This is a genomic window from Photobacterium sp. WH77 (assembly GCF_022014395.1).
In the GTDB taxonomy this organism is placed as follows: domain Bacteria; phylum Pseudomonadota; class Gammaproteobacteria; order Enterobacterales; family Vibrionaceae; genus Photobacterium; species Photobacterium arenosum.
This window is the reverse complement of record NZ_JAKLTE010000036.1, coordinates 1-15,561: the sequence shown is the minus strand read 5'-3', so window position 1 is coordinate 15,561 and position 15,561 is coordinate 1. Positions and strand designations below refer to the sequence as shown.

30 protein-coding genes are annotated in these 15,561 nt (G+C 47.2%); all 30 read right to left on the bottom strand.

Annotated elements, in window-relative coordinates; all coding sequences use genetic code 11:
- Positions 1 to 498: 498 nt before the first annotated feature.
- The 30 genes from rplQ to L6J37_RS20790 all read right to left on the bottom strand — a co-directional run bounded on the left by rplQ (position 499) and on the right by L6J37_RS20790 (position 15,293).
- Entirely contained in the window at positions 499 to 885 is a 387-nt protein-coding gene (gene rplQ / locus L6J37_RS20935) for a 50S ribosomal protein L17 (protein ID WP_027251964.1), read from the bottom strand.
- Between the two features lie 33 nt (positions 886 to 918).
- Positions 919 to 1,908: a DNA-directed RNA polymerase subunit alpha gene (locus tag L6J37_RS20930; protein WP_027251963.1), complete on the bottom strand. Its 990-nt coding sequence runs from the start codon at positions 1,906 to 1,908 to the stop codon at positions 919 to 921.
- A gap of 23 nt (positions 1,909 to 1,931) precedes the next feature.
- The gene (rpsD, locus tag L6J37_RS20925) at positions 1,932 to 2,552 is read right to left on the bottom strand and encodes a 30S ribosomal protein S4 (RefSeq protein ID WP_027251962.1); all 621 of its coding nucleotides are present in this window, start codon (positions 2,550 to 2,552) and stop codon (positions 1,932 to 1,934) included.
- A gap of 32 nt (positions 2,553 to 2,584) precedes the next feature.
- Positions 2,585 to 2,974, bottom strand: coding sequence for a 30S ribosomal protein S11 (gene rpsK, locus L6J37_RS20920; protein ID WP_027251961.1), 390 nt, complete (start codon positions 2,972 to 2,974; stop codon positions 2,585 to 2,587).
- A 19-nt stretch (positions 2,975 to 2,993) separates the two neighbouring features.
- Positions 2,994 to 3,350 (bottom strand): 30S ribosomal protein S13, encoded by a 357-nt coding sequence (gene rpsM, locus L6J37_RS20915; protein ID WP_192017804.1) that lies wholly within the window; start codon positions 3,348 to 3,350, stop codon positions 2,994 to 2,996.
- Positions 3,351 to 3,494: 144 nt separating this feature from the next.
- The gene (rpmJ, locus tag L6J37_RS20910) at positions 3,495 to 3,608 is read right to left on the bottom strand and encodes a 50S ribosomal protein L36 (RefSeq protein ID WP_000868186.1); all 114 of its coding nucleotides are present in this window, start codon (positions 3,606 to 3,608) and stop codon (positions 3,495 to 3,497) included.
- A 29-nt stretch (positions 3,609 to 3,637) separates the two neighbouring features.
- The gene (secY, locus tag L6J37_RS20905; RefSeq protein WP_027251959.1) at positions 3,638 to 4,969 is read right to left on the bottom strand and encodes a preprotein translocase subunit SecY; all 1,332 of its coding nucleotides are present in this window, start codon (positions 4,967 to 4,969) and stop codon (positions 3,638 to 3,640) included.
- A 22-nt stretch (positions 4,970 to 4,991) separates the two neighbouring features.
- Positions 4,992 to 5,426 carry a 50S ribosomal protein L15 gene (gene rplO, locus L6J37_RS20900; RefSeq protein ID WP_027251958.1) on the bottom strand — a complete coding sequence of 145 codons (435 nt, stop codon included), beginning with the start codon at positions 5,424 to 5,426 and terminating at the stop codon, positions 4,992 to 4,994.
- 5 nt (positions 5,427 to 5,431) lie between these two features.
- Positions 5,432 to 5,611: a 50S ribosomal protein L30 gene (gene rpmD, locus L6J37_RS20895; protein WP_027251957.1), complete on the bottom strand. Its 180-nt coding sequence runs from the start codon at positions 5,609 to 5,611 to the stop codon at positions 5,432 to 5,434.
- A gap of 5 nt (positions 5,612 to 5,616) precedes the next feature.
- Positions 5,617 to 6,114, bottom strand: coding sequence for a 30S ribosomal protein S5 (gene rpsE / locus L6J37_RS20890; protein ID WP_192017803.1), 498 nt, complete (start codon positions 6,112 to 6,114; stop codon positions 5,617 to 5,619).
- Between the two features lie 12 nt (positions 6,115 to 6,126).
- Positions 6,127 to 6,480, bottom strand: coding sequence for a 50S ribosomal protein L18 (rplR, locus tag L6J37_RS20885; RefSeq protein ID WP_027251955.1), 354 nt, complete (start codon positions 6,478 to 6,480; stop codon positions 6,127 to 6,129).
- A gap of 9 nt (positions 6,481 to 6,489) precedes the next feature.
- Positions 6,490 to 7,023 (bottom strand): 50S ribosomal protein L6, encoded by a 534-nt coding sequence (gene rplF, locus L6J37_RS20880; protein WP_192017802.1) that lies wholly within the window; start codon positions 7,021 to 7,023, stop codon positions 6,490 to 6,492.
- A gap of 13 nt (positions 7,024 to 7,036) precedes the next feature.
- Entirely contained in the window at positions 7,037 to 7,429 is a 393-nt protein-coding gene (rpsH, locus tag L6J37_RS20875) for a 30S ribosomal protein S8 (protein WP_027251953.1), read from the bottom strand.
- A gap of 35 nt (positions 7,430 to 7,464) precedes the next feature.
- Entirely contained in the window at positions 7,465 to 7,770 is a 306-nt protein-coding gene (gene rpsN, locus L6J37_RS20870) for a 30S ribosomal protein S14 (protein ID WP_027251952.1), read from the bottom strand.
- A 16-nt stretch (positions 7,771 to 7,786) separates the two neighbouring features.
- The gene (gene rplE, locus L6J37_RS20865; protein ID WP_027251951.1) at positions 7,787 to 8,326 is read right to left on the bottom strand and encodes a 50S ribosomal protein L5; all 540 of its coding nucleotides are present in this window, start codon (positions 8,324 to 8,326) and stop codon (positions 7,787 to 7,789) included.
- A 15-nt stretch (positions 8,327 to 8,341) separates the two neighbouring features.
- Positions 8,342 to 8,656 (bottom strand): 50S ribosomal protein L24, encoded by a 315-nt coding sequence (gene rplX, locus L6J37_RS20860; RefSeq protein WP_027251950.1) that lies wholly within the window; start codon positions 8,654 to 8,656, stop codon positions 8,342 to 8,344.
- A gap of 12 nt (positions 8,657 to 8,668) precedes the next feature.
- The gene (gene rplN, locus L6J37_RS20855) at positions 8,669 to 9,040 is read right to left on the bottom strand and encodes a 50S ribosomal protein L14 (protein ID WP_027251949.1); all 372 of its coding nucleotides are present in this window, start codon (positions 9,038 to 9,040) and stop codon (positions 8,669 to 8,671) included.
- 164 nt (positions 9,041 to 9,204) lie between these two features.
- Positions 9,205 to 9,459: a 30S ribosomal protein S17 gene (rpsQ, locus tag L6J37_RS20850; protein ID WP_237796462.1), complete on the bottom strand. Its 255-nt coding sequence runs from the start codon at positions 9,457 to 9,459 to the stop codon at positions 9,205 to 9,207.
- On the bottom strand, positions 9,459 to 9,650 hold the full coding sequence (gene rpmC / locus L6J37_RS20845; protein WP_027251947.1) for a 50S ribosomal protein L29: 192 nt from the start codon (positions 9,648 to 9,650) through the stop codon (positions 9,459 to 9,461). Before rpmC ends, rpsQ begins: the two co-directional genes overlap by 1 nt.
- On the bottom strand, positions 9,650 to 10,060 hold the full coding sequence (gene rplP, locus L6J37_RS20840) for a 50S ribosomal protein L16 (RefSeq protein WP_027251946.1): 411 nt from the start codon (positions 10,058 to 10,060) through the stop codon (positions 9,650 to 9,652). The genes rpmC and rplP overlap by 1 nt, the downstream gene beginning before the upstream one ends.
- Positions 10,061 to 10,071: 11 nt before the next feature.
- Positions 10,072 to 10,764, bottom strand: coding sequence for a 30S ribosomal protein S3 (gene rpsC / locus L6J37_RS20835; RefSeq protein WP_027251945.1), 693 nt, complete (start codon positions 10,762 to 10,764; stop codon positions 10,072 to 10,074).
- 19 nt (positions 10,765 to 10,783) lie between these two features.
- A complete protein-coding gene (gene rplV / locus L6J37_RS20830; RefSeq protein ID WP_027251944.1) occupies positions 10,784 to 11,116 on the bottom strand; it encodes a 50S ribosomal protein L22 in 333 nt (110 codons plus the stop codon).
- Between the two features lie 14 nt (positions 11,117 to 11,130).
- Positions 11,131 to 11,409 (bottom strand): 30S ribosomal protein S19, encoded by a 279-nt coding sequence (gene rpsS / locus L6J37_RS20825; protein ID WP_007469141.1) that lies wholly within the window; start codon positions 11,407 to 11,409, stop codon positions 11,131 to 11,133.
- A 20-nt stretch (positions 11,410 to 11,429) separates the two neighbouring features.
- Positions 11,430 to 12,254, bottom strand: coding sequence for a 50S ribosomal protein L2 (rplB, locus tag L6J37_RS20820; RefSeq protein WP_027251943.1), 825 nt, complete (start codon positions 12,252 to 12,254; stop codon positions 11,430 to 11,432).
- Between the two features lie 18 nt (positions 12,255 to 12,272).
- On the bottom strand, positions 12,273 to 12,575 hold the full coding sequence (gene rplW, locus L6J37_RS20815; protein WP_027251942.1) for a 50S ribosomal protein L23: 303 nt from the start codon (positions 12,573 to 12,575) through the stop codon (positions 12,273 to 12,275).
- On the bottom strand, positions 12,572 to 13,174 hold the full coding sequence (gene rplD / locus L6J37_RS20810; protein ID WP_027251941.1) for a 50S ribosomal protein L4: 603 nt from the start codon (positions 13,172 to 13,174) through the stop codon (positions 12,572 to 12,574). Before rplD ends, rplW begins: the two co-directional genes overlap by 4 nt.
- A gap of 16 nt (positions 13,175 to 13,190) precedes the next feature.
- On the bottom strand, positions 13,191 to 13,820 hold the full coding sequence (rplC, locus tag L6J37_RS20805; protein ID WP_027251940.1) for a 50S ribosomal protein L3: 630 nt from the start codon (positions 13,818 to 13,820) through the stop codon (positions 13,191 to 13,193).
- A gap of 14 nt (positions 13,821 to 13,834) precedes the next feature.
- A complete protein-coding gene (gene rpsJ, locus L6J37_RS20800; RefSeq protein ID WP_005501283.1) occupies positions 13,835 to 14,146 on the bottom strand; it encodes a 30S ribosomal protein S10 in 312 nt (103 codons plus the stop codon).
- A gap of 354 nt (positions 14,147 to 14,500) precedes the next feature.
- The gene (gene bfr, locus L6J37_RS20795) at positions 14,501 to 14,977 is read right to left on the bottom strand and encodes a bacterioferritin (protein ID WP_120513896.1); all 477 of its coding nucleotides are present in this window, start codon (positions 14,975 to 14,977) and stop codon (positions 14,501 to 14,503) included.
- A gap of 82 nt (positions 14,978 to 15,059) precedes the next feature.
- On the bottom strand, positions 15,060 to 15,293 hold the full coding sequence (locus L6J37_RS20790; protein ID WP_237796461.1) for a (2Fe-2S)-binding protein: 234 nt from the start codon (positions 15,291 to 15,293) through the stop codon (positions 15,060 to 15,062).
- Positions 15,294 to 15,561 lie beyond the last annotated feature (268 nt).

Here is a 15,561-nt window from a genome sequence, read left to right as displayed (position 1 = left end):
GCTTGTTTCTAAGTAAGTCTTTGTGACTTAGCTCTCGAAACGGGCGGCCATTCTAACCAATCGAAGTGAAGTGTCAAACACTTTTTTCAATTTGTTTTTTTCTGACCGCTTACACTGCCTAGCACTTAAGTTTGCTGCTCTGCCGTGTCAGTGAGGCGGCATTATAGAGAGTCAGAATCACATGACAAGTAAAAAAACAGAAAAAGACACCAAGCGAACACTTTTCACTCACAGAAAAGAAAAACGAACAACAATCAAGCAAAACCACCCTCAATCATCGGGGCTGATAGGCTCCTAATGAGAATAAAAACAAAAAAAGTATAGTGGGAGAAGAAAGTTGTGGGGGAAGATAAAGAAGAACAACAAGAGTATTGACTAAAACAACAGTGGTTAAATCCATAACCACCCAGTCCTGATTGTGGTGCCTGATAATTAGTAAAACATCACTATAAAAAAAGCCGGGCAATGCCCGGCTTTCTTACGTTTTTAAACTATTGCTTATTCAGCAGCAGCTTCTTCCTGAGCTTCAGGACGGTCTACCAGCTCAATGTAAGCCATAGGGGCTTTATCACCAGCACGGAAACCGCATTTCATAATGCGAGTGTAACCGCCTGGACGCTGAGCAAAACGTGGACCTAATTCGTTAAACAGTTTAGCAACGACTTCGTTATCACGAGTACGTGCAAATGCCAGACGACGGTTAGCTACACTGTCAGTCTTAGCTAGGGTAATCAAAGGCTCAATTACGCGACGCAGCTCTTTTGCCTTAGGCAAGGTAGTCTTGATAAGCTCGTGACGTACCAGAGAGCTAGCCATGTTGCTGAACATCGCTTTGCGATGACTGCTGTTGCGGTTGAGTTGACGACCACTCTTACGATGGCGCATGACCTAATCCTTCTAACTAGATATCAGTAACTATTAATCTTCAGCGATAGATGCTGGCGGCCAGTTTTCCAGGCGCATACCCAGAGACAGACCACGTGAAGCCAGCACGTCTTTGATTTCAGTCAAAGACTTCTTACCCAGGTTTGGCGTTTTCAGTAGCTCAACCTCAGTACGCTGAACAAGATCACCGATGTAGTGGATCGCTTCTGCTTTCAAACAGTTAGCAGAGCGAACAGTTAGTTCAAGATCGTCTACAGGACGCAGTAGGATCGGATCGAACTCCGGCTTCTCTTCTTTCTCTTCAGGAACTCGTACATCACGCAGATCTACGAATGCGTCAAGTTGTTCTGCCAGAATAGTAGCAGCACGACGAATCGCTTCCTCAGGATCAAGAGTACCATTGGTCTCCATATCGATAACTAGCTTATCAAGGTCAGTGCGCTGTTCAACACGCGCAGCCTCGACTGAGTAAGCGATACGATCAACTGGGCTGAAAGTTGCATCAACTAACAAACGACCAATTGGACGCTCGTCTTCATCACTGTGAATACGAGCAGATGCTGGTACATAGCCGCGACCACGTTCTACCTTGATGCGCATGCTGATATCAGCATTATCATCAGTCAAATGGCAGATCACGTGCTCTGGGTTCGCAATCTCAACATCACCATCATGGGTGATGTCACCTGCAACAACAGGGCCTGCACCAGATTTACTGAGGCTCAAGATGACTTCGTCTTTCCCTTCAACCTTAACGGCCAGGCCTTTCAGGTTCAGTAGGATTTCAAGAACGTCCTCTTGGACTCCCTCTTTGGTGCTGTACTCGTGTAACACACCGTCGATTTCTACTTCAGTCACTGCGCAACCTGGCATAGATGACAGAAGAATACGACGTAGAGCATTGCCTAGAGTGTGGCCAAAACCGCGCTCCAGAGGCTCAAGAGTTACTTTTGCATGCGTCGTATTAACTTGTTCAATATCAACAAGACGCGGCTTAAGAAATTCTGTTACAGAACCCTGCATTGTGTCCTCTCTTAACTATAGCCTTACTTAGAGTAAAGCTCGACGATCAGGTGTTCGTTGATGTCGGCAGACAAATCAGAACGCTCTGGAAGACGCTTAAAGGTACCTTCCATTTTGTTGCTGTCTACTTCGACCCAAGTCGGCAGTTCACGCTGAGTAGCAACTTCAAGAGCTGCTTTGATGCGTGCTTGGTTTTTAGCTTTCTCACGAATGCTAACAACGTCGTTTGCAGCCACCTGGAAAGATGGGATGTTAACGACTTGACCATTAACCAGGATCGCTTTGTGGCTTACCAGCTGACGTGATTCAGCGCGAGTTGCACCAAAGCCCATGCGGTAAACAACATTATCCAGACGACCTTCCAGAAGTTGCAGCAGGTTTTCACCTGTGTTGCCTTTCAGGCGAGCAGCTTCTTTGTAGTAGTTACGGAATTGCTTTTCCAGTACGCCATAAGTACGACGAACTTTCTGCTTCTCGCGAAGCTGAACGCCATAGTCAGACAGGCGGCCACGACGGGCACCGTGCTGGCCCGGCGCGTTATCAATTTTACACTTGGTATCAATCGCGCGAACACCAGACTTAAGGAATAAGTCAGTGCCTTCACGACGGCTAAGCTTCAGCTTAGGACCCAAATATCTTGCCATGTTCTTTCTCCAATATTCCTAGAAACGAAACGTTATACGCGACGTTTCTTAGGTGGACGACAACCGTTATGAGGGATCGGAGTCGCATCAACAATGTTAGTGATACGGAAACCCGCTGCATTCAGAGCACGGATTGTTGACTCACGACCAGGACCTGGGCCCTTAACCATAACTTCCAGGTTCTTAACGCCATATTCTTTGGCCATTTCACCACAACGCTCAGCAGCAACCTGTGCAGCAAACGGTGTAGATTTACGAGAACCACGGAAACCTGAACCACCGGCAGTTGCCCAAGCCAGAGCATTACCTTGACGGTCAGTAATGGTAACGATTGTGTTGTTGAAAGAAGCGTGGATGTGCGCTACGCCATCAGCAACTTGCTTGCGTACGCGCTTACGAGCGCGAGTTGGTTGTTTTGCCATTGTACTCTACCTTATCCGATTATTTTTTGATCGGCTTGCGCGGACCCTTACGGGTACGAGCGTTGGTTTTAGTACGCTGTCCACGTAGAGGTAGACTGCGACGATGACGAAGACCACGGTAACAACCAAGATCCATTAGGCGCTTGATGTTCATGGAAACTTCACGACGTAGATCACCTTCTACAGTGTACTTAGCTACACCATCACGCAGTTGATCGATCTGCTCTTCAGTTAGTTCACTGATCTTAACATTTTCAGCAATACCCACATCAGCCAGAATAGCTTTTGAACGAGTTTTACCGACGCCATAAATCGCAGTCAGTGCGATTACAGCATGCTTTTGATCAGGAATGTTAATGCCTGCAATACGGGCCACTATTCACTCCTAGTACTTATCAAGAATAACCGCTGCAAAGCCCGTTTAGGATACGCAGCGGTGTCACAATTCTTTTGCACACACAAAAGATGGTTGGCTAATTTAGCCAACCTACCTTCAATTTGCAAGAAATATTTCTGCTGGTTAGCCTTGGCGTTGCTTATGCTTTGGCTCACTGCAAATTACACGCACAACACCGTTGCGCTTGATAACTTTACAGTTACGGCAGATTTTCTTAACGGAAGCACGAACTTTCATTGCTAAACTCCGTAAATGGATAACCAAGCTTAACGGCCGTAGCCTTTAAGATTAGCCTTTTTCAAAACCGACTCATACTGTTGAGACATCAGGTGTGTCTGAACTTGAGCCATGAAGTCCATAATAACCACAACTACAATCAGTAGTGACGTACCGCCAAAGTAGAAGCGAACGTTCCAAGCAATCATCATGAACTCGGGGATCAGACAGATAAAGGTAATGTATAACGCACCAGCCAAAGTCAGGCGTGTCATCACTTTATCAATGTACTTCGCAGTCTGCTCGCCCGGACGAATACCAGGTATGAACGCACCGGATTTCTTCAGGTTATCTGCTGTTTCACGCGGGTTGAACACCAACGCTGTATAGAAGAAACAGAAGAAGATAATCGCAGCGGCATACAGCATAACGTACAGTGGTTGACCTGGGCTAAGTGCCAGAGACACGTCAGTCAGGAAACCAAAAGTACCTTCTCCATTTCCACCGAACCACTGAGCCAGTGTACCAGGGAAAAGAATGATACTGGATGCAAAAATTGCTGGAATCACACCTGCCATATTAATCTTCAATGGCAGATGAGTGCTCTGACCTGCATAGACCCGACGGCCTTGCTGGCGTTTGGCGTAGTTAACGACGATACGACGCTGACCACGTTCCATGAACACTACAAAATAGATTACAGCAAAAGAAATTACTGCAATTAACAGTAGAAGAAGTACGTGCAATTCACCTTGACGCGCTTGTTCTACGGTCTGTCCAATAGCTGGTGGCAATCCTGCAACGATACCTGTGAATATAATCAGAGATATACCGTTACCAATGCCACGTTCTGTAATCTGCTCACCTAACCACATTAAGAACATGGTACCAGTGACCAAACTTACGACCGCAACAAAGTAGAAACCAAGGCCTGGATTATGCACCAGGCCAGGGATCATACTTGGTAACCCCGTCGCAATACCAATTGCTTGGAAGGTTGCCAACACAAGCGTGCCATAGCGAGTATACTGGCTGATCTTACGGCGACCAGACTCACCTTCTTTCTTCAACTCGGCTAAAGCCGGATGAACAACCGTTAGCAACTGAACAATAATCGAGGCCGAAATATACGGCATAATGCCCAGTGCTAAAATGGATGCACGCTCAAGTGCACCACCAGAGAACATATTAAACAGTTCAATGATGGTACCCTTTTGCTGTTCGAACAGATCGGCTAGTACAGCAGCGTCAATACCAGGAATAGGCACAAAAGAGCCAGCTCGGAAAATTAAGATAGCCCCTATTACAAATAGCAGACGAGTCTTAAGCTCTGCTAGGCCACCTTTTGCGCTACTAAAATCTTGTCCTGGTTGTTTAGCCATCTGTACCTCATCCTCGAGTTAATTATTCCTCGATTTTACCGCCTGCAGCTTCGATTGCAGCTTTAGCGCCTTTAGTTACGCGTAAGCCTTTCACTGTTACAGCGCGGTTGATCTCACCAGACAGAACAACTTTTACAGTTTCCATGTTCTTGGTGATCACGTTTGCAGCTTTCAGTGTTTCCAGACTTACTACGTCACCTTCAACTTTCGCCAGTTCTGACAGGCGAACTTCAGCTGTTACCAGGCTCTTGCGAGAAGTAAAACCGAATTTTGGTAGACGCTGTTTCAAAGGCATTTGACCGCCTTCGAAACCTGGGCGAACAGAACCACCAGAACGTGATTTCTGACCTTTGTGACCACGGCCACAAGTTTTACCCAGGCCTGAACCGATACCACGGCCTACGCGCTTCGCAGAAGGCTTAGAACCCGCAGCCGGAGATAGAGTATTCAAACGCATTCTGATTACTCCTCTACTTTAACCATGTAATGAACCTGATTGATCATGCCGCGAACGCAAGCAGTATCTTCCAGCTCAACAGTGTGGTTGATGCGACGTAGGCCCAAGCCACGCAGCGTAGCTTTATGCTTCGGCAAACGACCGATAGAGCTACGAGTCTGAGTTACTTTGATAGTTTTAGCCATGTCGATTACTCCAGAATTTCTTTAACAGAAAGACCACGCTTAGCAGCGATCATTTCTGGAGAGTTCATACCACTCAAACCATCAATAGTCGCACGAACGATATTGATTGGGTTTGTAGAACCGTATGCTTTAGCCAGTACGTTATGCACGCCAGCGACTTCCAGCACTGCACGCATTGCACCACCGGCGATGATACCAGTACCTTCTGATGCAGGTTGCATGTACACCTTAGAACCGGTGTGGCGACCTTTAACAGCGTGGTGCAGAGTACCTTCGTTCAGGGCAACTGTAACCATGTTACGACGTGCTTTTTCCATTGCTTTCTGGATTGCAGCTGGCACTTCACGTGCTTTACCGTAACCGAAACCAACGCGACCATTACCATCACCAACAACAGTCAGTGCGGTAAAGCTGAAAATACGACCACCTTTAACCGTCTTAGATACACGGTTAACAGCGATCAGCTTTTCATTCAGATCTGATTGAGTTTTTTCGTTAGCCATCTTCCGCCTACCTTAGAATTTCAGACCAGCTTCACGGGCAGCTTCTGCCAGTGCAGCCACGCGGCCGTGGTATTGGAAACCGGAACGATCGAATGCAACGTTAGAGATGCCTTTTTCAATCGCGCGCTCAGCGATGATTTTACCCACAACTGCAGCAGCGTCTTTGTTACCGGTGCTCTTCACTTGCTCACGGATCGCTTTTTCTACGGTAGAAGCGGCAGCGATAACCTCGGAGCCATTTGGTGCGATTACCTGAGCGTACACATGGCGTGGAGTACGGTGTACTACCAAGCGAGTTGCACCCAGTTCAGCAATCTTACGACGTGCTCTGGTCGCACGACGGATACGAGATGCTTTCTTATCCATAGTGTTACCTTACTTCTTCTTAGCTTCTTTAATACGCACGACTTCGTCGGCGTAACGAACACCTTTACCTTTGTAAGGCTCAGGGCTACGGTAAGCGCGAATGTCTGCAGCGACTTGACCAATCAACTGCTTATCAGTACCAGTCAGTACGATTTCAGTTTGAGTTGGACACTCAGCTTTAATACCTGCAGGCAGTTCATGCTCAACTGGGTGTGAGAAGCCCAGAGTCAGGCCAACAGCGTTGCCTTTGATGGCAGCACGATAACCTACACCCTTAAGGATCAGCTTCTTAGTAAAGCCTTCAGTAACACCAACAACCATGTTGTTAACCAGTGCACGAGCTGTACCAGCCTGTGCCCAAGCATCGTTGAAGCCGTCGCGAGGACCGAACTTAATGGTGTTTTCTTCCTGGGTTAGTTCAACTGCTTCGTTAATTACACGAACCAGTTCACCCTTACCACCTTTTACAGTGATTTCCTGACCGTTGAGTTTAACTTCTACGCCGGCAGGAACAACTACAGGTGCTTTTGCAACACGTGACATTTTCCTACTCCTATTAAGCTACGTAGCAGATAATCTCACCACCAAGACCTGCTTTACGAGCAGCACGGTCAGTCATCAGACCCTTGGAAGTGGACACAACGGCAATACCCAGGCCACCCATCACAGTCGGCAGCGCATCTTTTTTCTTGTAGATACGCAGGCCAGGACGTGAAACGCGCTGGATTTGCTCAATTACAGCTTTAGTCTCGAAGTACTTCAGAGTAACTTCGAGTTCAGGCTTAACTTCGCCAGAAACGGCGTAGTCAGCCACAAAACCTTCTTCTTTCAGCAAAGCTGCGATGGCAACTTTCAACTTAGAAGATGGCATTTTAACAGCAACTTTCTTCGCTGCCTGACCGTTACGAATGCGGGTCAGCATATCCGAAATCGGATCTTGCATGCTCATAAGTCAATACTCCGTGATTCTTAATTGGTAATAAATTACCAGCTAGCCTTACGCAGACCCGGAATCTCGCCTTTCATGCAAGCTTCACGAACCTTGATACGGGACAGACCAAACTTACGCAGGTACCCGTGTGGGCGTCCAGTCTGGTTACAGCGATTACGCTGACGAGATGGACTTGAATCACGTGGTAGAGACTGAAGCTTGAGCACTGCATCCCAGCGTTCTTCTTCAGACGCATTCACGTCGCTAATTAGAGCTTTAAGCGCGGCACGCTTTTCAGCGTACTTTGCTACCAGCTTGGCACGTTTTACTTCACGTGCCTTCATAGATTCTTTAGCCATTAGTAACCCTTACTTTTTACTTACGGAATGGGAAGTTAAAAGCAGACAGCAGAGCACGAGCTTCTTCGTCAGAGTTCGCAGTGGTTGTGATTGTGATGTCTAAACCACGTACACGATCCACTTTGTCGAAATCGATCTCTGGGAAGATAATCTGCTCACGAACGCCCATGCTATAGTTACCACGACCGTCAAATGATTTCGGGTTTAAACCACGGAAATCACGGATACGCGGTACAGCAATAGAGATCAGACGTTCGAAAAAGTCCCACATACGTTCGCCACGCAGGGTTACTTTACAGCCGATCGGGTAGCCCTCACGGATCTTAAAGCCAGCAACAGACTTACGAGCTTTGGTAACCAGCGGCTTTTGACCTGTAATTGCGGCCATATCAGCAGCTGCGTTTTCCAACAGCTTCTTGTCGTTCAAGGCTTCACCGACACCCATGTTCAGGGTGATCTTTTCGATCCTTGGGACTTGCATGATGCTCTTGTACTCGAACTTGTCAGCAAGTTCTTTTACAACAGACTCTTTGTAGTAATCATGCAGTTTCGCCATAGTACTACTCCAAAATTACTTGATAGTTTCGCCATTAGATTTGAAGAAACGAACTTTTTTGCCGTCTTCAAATCGGAAGCCTACACGGTCAGCTTTACCAGTTGCCGCGTTGAAGATTGCAACGTTAGAAGCATCAAGAGCTGCTTCTTGTTCAACGATGCCACCCTGGATACCCATAGCCGGTACAGGCTTCTGGTGTTTTTTAACCAGGTTGATACCTTCAACAACGATTTTACCAGTTGCCAGGACCTTAGATACTTTACCTTTCTTACCTTTATCTTTACCAGTAAGAACGATAACTTCGTCGTTACGACGGATTTTAGCTGCCATTTTCGTCACTCCTTACAGTACTTCTGGCGCTAGTGAAACAATTTTCATGAATTTCGCAGAGCGAAGTTCACGAGTCACTGGGCCAAAGATACGAGTACCGATTGGTTGCTCTGTATTGTTGTTCAGCAATACGCAAGCATTACGGTCGAAGCGAATGACAGAGCCGTCTGGACGACGAACGCCTTTACGGGTGCGCACAACCACCGCTTTCAGTACATCACCTTTTTTCACTTTACCGCGAGGAATTGCTTCCTTGACAGTAACTTTGATGATGTCACCGATATGTGCATAGCGACGGTGAGAACCACCCAGAACCTTAATACACATTACGCTACGAGCGCCGGAGTTATCGGCTGCATCTAGCATACTTTGCATTTGGATCATGTTAGTGCTCCGCTTATCAAAAACATCTAGACCCATCTCGGGTCGAATTCGCCTTTATTACAAGGGCGGCGAATAATAACACCATTTTTTGAGAATGGGTAGATAAAAAATAAACGGCCCCATTTTTTCAGGGGCCGCTCAGTTATGTAGTTGCTAAAGCTCGCTTAAACGCGCGCTTTTTCAACAACGCGTACCAAAGTCCAAGATTTTTTCTTAGACAGTGGACGACACTCACTGATCTCAACTGTGTCGCCAATGCCACACTCGTTGTTCTCATCGTGAGCGTGCAGTTTAGTCGTACGCTTGATTAACTTACCATAGATTGGGTGCTTCACGAAACGCTCGATAGCAACCACGATAGACTTGTCCATCTTGTCGCTAACAACACGACCCTGCTGAGTACGAATTTTCTCGCTCATTATGCGCCAGCCTTCTCATTCAGAACGGTTTTAACACGTGCGATATCGCGACGTACTGCTTTCAGAGTGTGAGTCTGTTGCAGTTGGCCAGTCGCAGCCTGCATGCGCAGGTTGAACTGCTCACGCAGCAGGTTCACAAGCTCAGCATTCAGTTCTTCAACGCTTTTTGCGCGCAGATCTTGTGCATTCATCACATCACCGCCTTAGTTACGAAAGTGGTTTTTACAGGAAGCTTACGCGCGGCCAGTTTAAAGGCTTCACGAGCAAGATCTTCTGAAACACCATCCATTTCATAAAGAACTTTACCTGGTTGGATTTGGGCTACCCAGTACTCAACGTTACCTTTACCCTTACCCTGACGAACTTCCAACGGCTTGCTTGTAATAGGCTTGTCCGGGAAGATACGAATCCAGATTTGGCCCTGACGTTTGATATGACGAGTCATAGCACGACGAGCAGCCTCGATCTGACGAGCAGTAATACGGCCACGGCCAACTGCTTTCAGACCGAAAGTACCGAAGCTTACATCAGTACCGTTCGCCAGACCGCGGTTACGACCCTTATGAGTCTTGCGGAATTTAGTGCGTTTAGGTTGCAGCATCAATAAACTCCTTATTTACGGCCTTTGCGTTGCTTCTTAGGCTTGTTATCAGCCTTAGGCTCTTCAACTGGCATACCACCCAGAACTTCGCCTTTGAAGATCCAAGTTTTGATACCAATTACACCGTATTGGGTGTGAGCGGAAGAAGTCGCATAATCAATGTCAGCACGCAGAGTGTGCAAAGGCACACGGCCTTCACGGTACCACTCGGTACGTGCAATTTCAGCGCCGCCCAGACGGCCACTTACTTCAACTTTGATGCCTTTAGCGCCCAGACGCATAGCATTCTGTACCGCACGCTTCATAGCGCGACGGAACATAACACGGCGCTCAAGCTGAGAAGCGATGCTGTCACCAACAAGCTGTGCATCCAGCTCTGGCTTACGTACTTCGGCGATGTTGATCTGAGCTGGAACACCAGCGATCTTAGCAACGCGAGCGCGCAGTTTCTCAACATCTTCGCCTTTCTTACCGATAACAACGCCTGGACGAGCAGTGTGAATGGTTACACGAATACTCTTAGCAGGACGCTCGATAACGATACGAGACAGAGACGCTTTTGCTAATTCCTTGGTCAGGAATTGACGTACCTTGAAGTCGCCGTCTAGGTTGTCAGCGAATTCGTTGCTGTTAGCATACCAAGTGGTATTCCAAGGCTTAACGATGCCAAGACGAATACCATTAGGATGTACTTTTTGACCCATTGCTTTGTCTCCTACTCTCTTAGCGATCCGCTACAACAACAGTGATGTGGCTAGAACGCTTCAAGATGCGATCGGCACGGCCTTTAGCACGAGGCATAATACGCTTCATGGTTGGGCCTTCATCAACGAAGATTTTCGCAACATTCAAGTCATCGATGTCTGCGCCTTCGTTGTGCTCAGCATTAGCGATAGCGGATTCCAGAACCTTCTTAACCAGGTCAGCAGCTTTTTTGTTGCTGAAAGTCAGAATTTCCAGAGCTTGTGCAACCGTTTTACCGCGCACTTGATCCGCAACCAAACGAGCTTTCTGCGGTGAGATGCGAGCAAAGCGATGTTTAGCGATAGCTTCCATTACCTATACTCCTCTTAGCGCTTCTTAGCTTTCTTATCTGCAGCATGGCCGCGATAAGTACGTGTTGGTGCAAATTCGCCCAGCTTGTGACCGATCATTTCTTCAGAAACGAAAACGGGTACGTGCTGACGACCATTATGGACAGCGATGGTCAAACCGATCATCTGAGGGATGATCATTGAGCGACGGGACCAAGTCTTAACAGGCTTCTTGTCACCGCTTTCCACCGCTTTCTCTACCTTCTTCAGCAAGTGCAGGTCAATAAAAGGACCTTTCTTGAGAGAACGTGGCATGGCTTATCCTCTGATATAAATTACTTATTACGACGACGTACGATGTACTTGTCGGTACGTTTGTTCTTACGAGTTTTGTAACCCTTAGTCGGTACGCCCCATGGTGTCACTGGGTGACGACCACCAGAAGTACGACCTTCACCACCACCGTGTGGGTGGTCGATTGGGTTCATTACAACACCACGTACGGTTGGACGAACACCACGCCAACGTGAAGCACCGGCTTTACCCAGTTCACGCAGCATATGCTCACCGTTACCAACCTCACCCAGAGTCGCACGACCTTCGGCAAGAACTTTACGCATTTCGCCAGAACGCAGACGAATAGTTACGTATGCGCCAGCACGAGCTACGATTTGTGCGTAAGTACCAGCTGAACGAGCCAGCTGAGCACCTTTACCAGGCTTCAGTTCAACACAGTGTACGGTTGAACCTACTGGGATGTTGCGCATTGGCAGGGTGTTACCTACTTTGATCGCAGCATCTGAACCAGACTGGATAGTATCACCAGCTTGGATGCCTTTTGGTGCAATGATGTAACGACGCTCACCATCTGCGTAAAGAACCAGAGCGATGTTTGCGCTACGGTTTGGATCGTATTCCAGACGCTCAACTTTCGCTGGGATACCATCTTTATTACGCTTAAAGTCAATCAGACGGTAATGTTGTTTGTTACCACCACCGATGTGACGAACAGTAATACGACCGTTATTGTTACGACCACCAGTCTTAGAGTTTTTCTCTAGAAGTGGTGCATACGGCTTACCCTTATGCAGGTCAGAGTTAACCACTTTAACAACGTGGCGACGACCTGGGGAAGTCGGCTTACATTTTACAATAGCCATTCTTCTTTGCTCCTAGCCTTACTCTGCACTACCAGCGAAGTCGATGTCTTGACCTTCTTTCAGGATCACGTACGCTTTCTTCCAGTCACTACGACGGCCTTGGCGCATACCTTGACGCTTAGTTTTACCTTTAGCAATCAGAGTATTTACAGACTTAACTTCAACCTCGAACAGTTTTTCAACTGCCGCTTTGATCTCACGCTTCGTTGCGGTCATCGCTACTTTGAAAACGATAGTGTTACCGTTCTCAGCAGCCATGGTCGCTTTTTCAGAGATGTGCGGAGCACGCAGAACTTTTAGGATACGCTCTTCGGTGATCATGCCAGCATCTCCTCAACTTGCTTAACTGCCGCAGCAGTCATCACTACTTTGTCGAATGCGATCAAGCTAACTGGGTCGATTGCAGCGGCATCGCGAACGTCAACCTTGTACAGGTTGCGTGCTGCCAGGAACAGATTCTCATCCAGTTCACCGGTCACGATCAGAACATCGTTCAGTTCCAGCTCTTTCAGCTTTGCAGCCAACTCTTTAGTTTTTGGTGCTTCTACTGAGAAGTTATCAACAACGATCAGACGCTCTTGACGAACCAGCTCAGACAGGATGCACTTCATCGCACCGCGGTACATTTTCTTGTTAACTTTCTGGCTGTGGTCCTGTGGACGAGCTGCGAAAGTTACACCACCTGTACGCCACAGTGGGCTACGGATTGTACCCGCACGGGCACGACCAGTACCCTTTTGACGCCATGGCTTAGCACCGCCACCAGATACGTCAGAACGGGTCTTTTGTGCACGAGTACCTTGACGGGCACCTGCTGCATACGCAACAACTACTTGGTGCACCAGCGCTTCGTTAAACTCACGCCCAAAAGTAGTTTCGGAGACAGCTAGCGCATCAGCGCCTTTGACTACCAATTCCATTACTAACTCCTCGACGTTACGCTTTAACAGCTGGTTTTACGATCACGTTGCCGCCAGTTGCGCCTGGTACTGCACCTTTGATCAGAAGCAGGTTGCGCTCAGCGTCAACACGTACGATCTCTAGGTTTTGAGTCGTTACACGCTCAGCACCCATGTGACCAGCCATTTTCTTGCCTTTAAATACGCGACCTGGAGTCTGACATTGACCGATAGAACCAGGAGCACGGTGAGACAAGGAGTTACCGTGGCTCATATCTTGAGTACGGAAGTTCCAACGCTTAACAGCGCCTTGGAAACCTTTACCCTTAGAAGTGCCAGTAACGTCTACTTTCTTAATTTCGTTGAACAGTTCTACGTTCAGCTCAGCGCCTACTGCGAACTCTTCACCATTGTCCAGGCGGAATTCCCACAAACCGCGGCCAGCTTCAACACCTGCTTTCGCAAAGTGACCAGCTTCAGCTTTGTTTACGCGGCTTGCTTTCTTAGCACCAGCGGTAACCTGGATAGCGTTATAACCATCAGTGTCTACAGATTTAACCTGAGTAACACGGTTATTTTCTACTTCAACCACAGTAACTGGGATAGAAGCGCCATCTTCGGTAAAGATGCGGGTCATGCCCACTTTACGACCGATTAGACCAATCATTCTCTTATCTCCCCTTAACCTAGGCTGATCTGTACATCAACGCCAGCAGCTAGATCCAGACGCATCAGAGCATCAACAGTTTTGTCTGTTGGCTCAACGATGTCGATAAGGCGCTTGTGGGTACGGATTTCGTACTGATCACGGGCGTCCTTATTCACGTGTGGAGAAATAAGAACAGTGAAACGCTCTTTACGAGTAGGCAGTGGGATTGGACCACGAACCTGCGCGCCAGTACGCTTAGCTGTTTCAACGATCTCCGCAGTAGACTGATCGATCAAACGGTGATCGAAAGCCTTCAGGCGGATACGAATACGTTGGTTCTGCATGAGACAGAGCTCCAATTCAAAAAAATTTACACAAACAATATCGCCACTCAAACTCGTTAAGACGAGAGAATGTCGATTGATTTATGTGAACGTAGCACCCCTTTTGGGCGCATTGTCAGCCAATTTAATGACTGCGAACATAAGTCAGAGTATACATTACCGAATCAGAGAACTGATTCCTTCCTCAACGCTTATTGGTTCACAACCGTCTTCTCGAGACAGTGCCGGGCATTATACCGATCACAAAATGAAAGGCAAGAGATGATGGGAAATTAAGCGGAAAAATGAAAAAGCCTTCATCCGTTGTGTACTGTGAGTCGATGAAGGCCGTAAGCGCTTGATGAAATAGGCTGGCTAGTCGTCGTCTACAATCTGGGCCTGATTGTAGTTGTTGATACCCATGCGCTCGATCAAACCGAGCTGAGTTTCCAGCCAGTCGACATGCTCTTCTTCGTCTTCCAGAATGTCCTGGAATAGATCCCGGGAGACATAATCCCGTACTTCTTCAGCGTACTGAATTGCATCACGTAAATCCGGAATGGCATCCATTTCCAGAGAGAGGTCACACTCGAGCATTTCTTTGGTATCTTCGCCAATACGCAGCTTACCCAAATCCTGGAGATTCGGAATCCCCTCCAGAAACAGGATACGTTCAATCAAATGATCAGCATGATTCATTTCATCGATAGATTCGTGGTATTCCTTGTCGGCAAGATGCTTGAGGCCCCAATCCTTGTACATACGGGCATGGAGGAAATACTGGTTGATTGCCACCAGTTCATTGCCCAGGATTTTATTGAGATGTTGAATGATTTTCGGATCGGCTTTCATTAGCTAACACTCCTCTCTCGGTTCCTTTAAGCTTAGAACCGATCTGAAGAGTGTCAAAAAAGAGACGTTGTTAAACTGAAGACTAGCTCGCTTTTTTGAGCGTAACCTCAGTAATGTCAATCACTGCAATATCCTGAGCAGTATCCCGCTCCAGAACCACATGTTGAATGATACCTTTTGCCTGACGAATACACTTACCGCATTGAGAACCGAGAGGGATGATCGCTTTGATCCCACGAATATCTGATATACCTTCCTCTTCTACCAATTTCACAATCTTTTTGTCAGAAATTCCGTGACACAGGCAAACGTACATAACAACTCTCTACAACTGATCTGACTCAAATATAAACGAGAACCGTTAGCATTACCACTTTTGTTCCGTCGCTTTGCTAGATGAATTAGTTATCAATAATGAACAAAATTGCGCCTACAGAATATGTAGAAAAGATAAGTAGTTAACTGTGGGATTTTGCCAAAGGAATCAGAATCTGAGGGGAAAAAAGCTGTTGCAGAGTCTTAAATATACAAAAAGGGAGCCTGAGCTCCCTTTTTTCGTGTTGATTAAATCTATGCTAATTAAG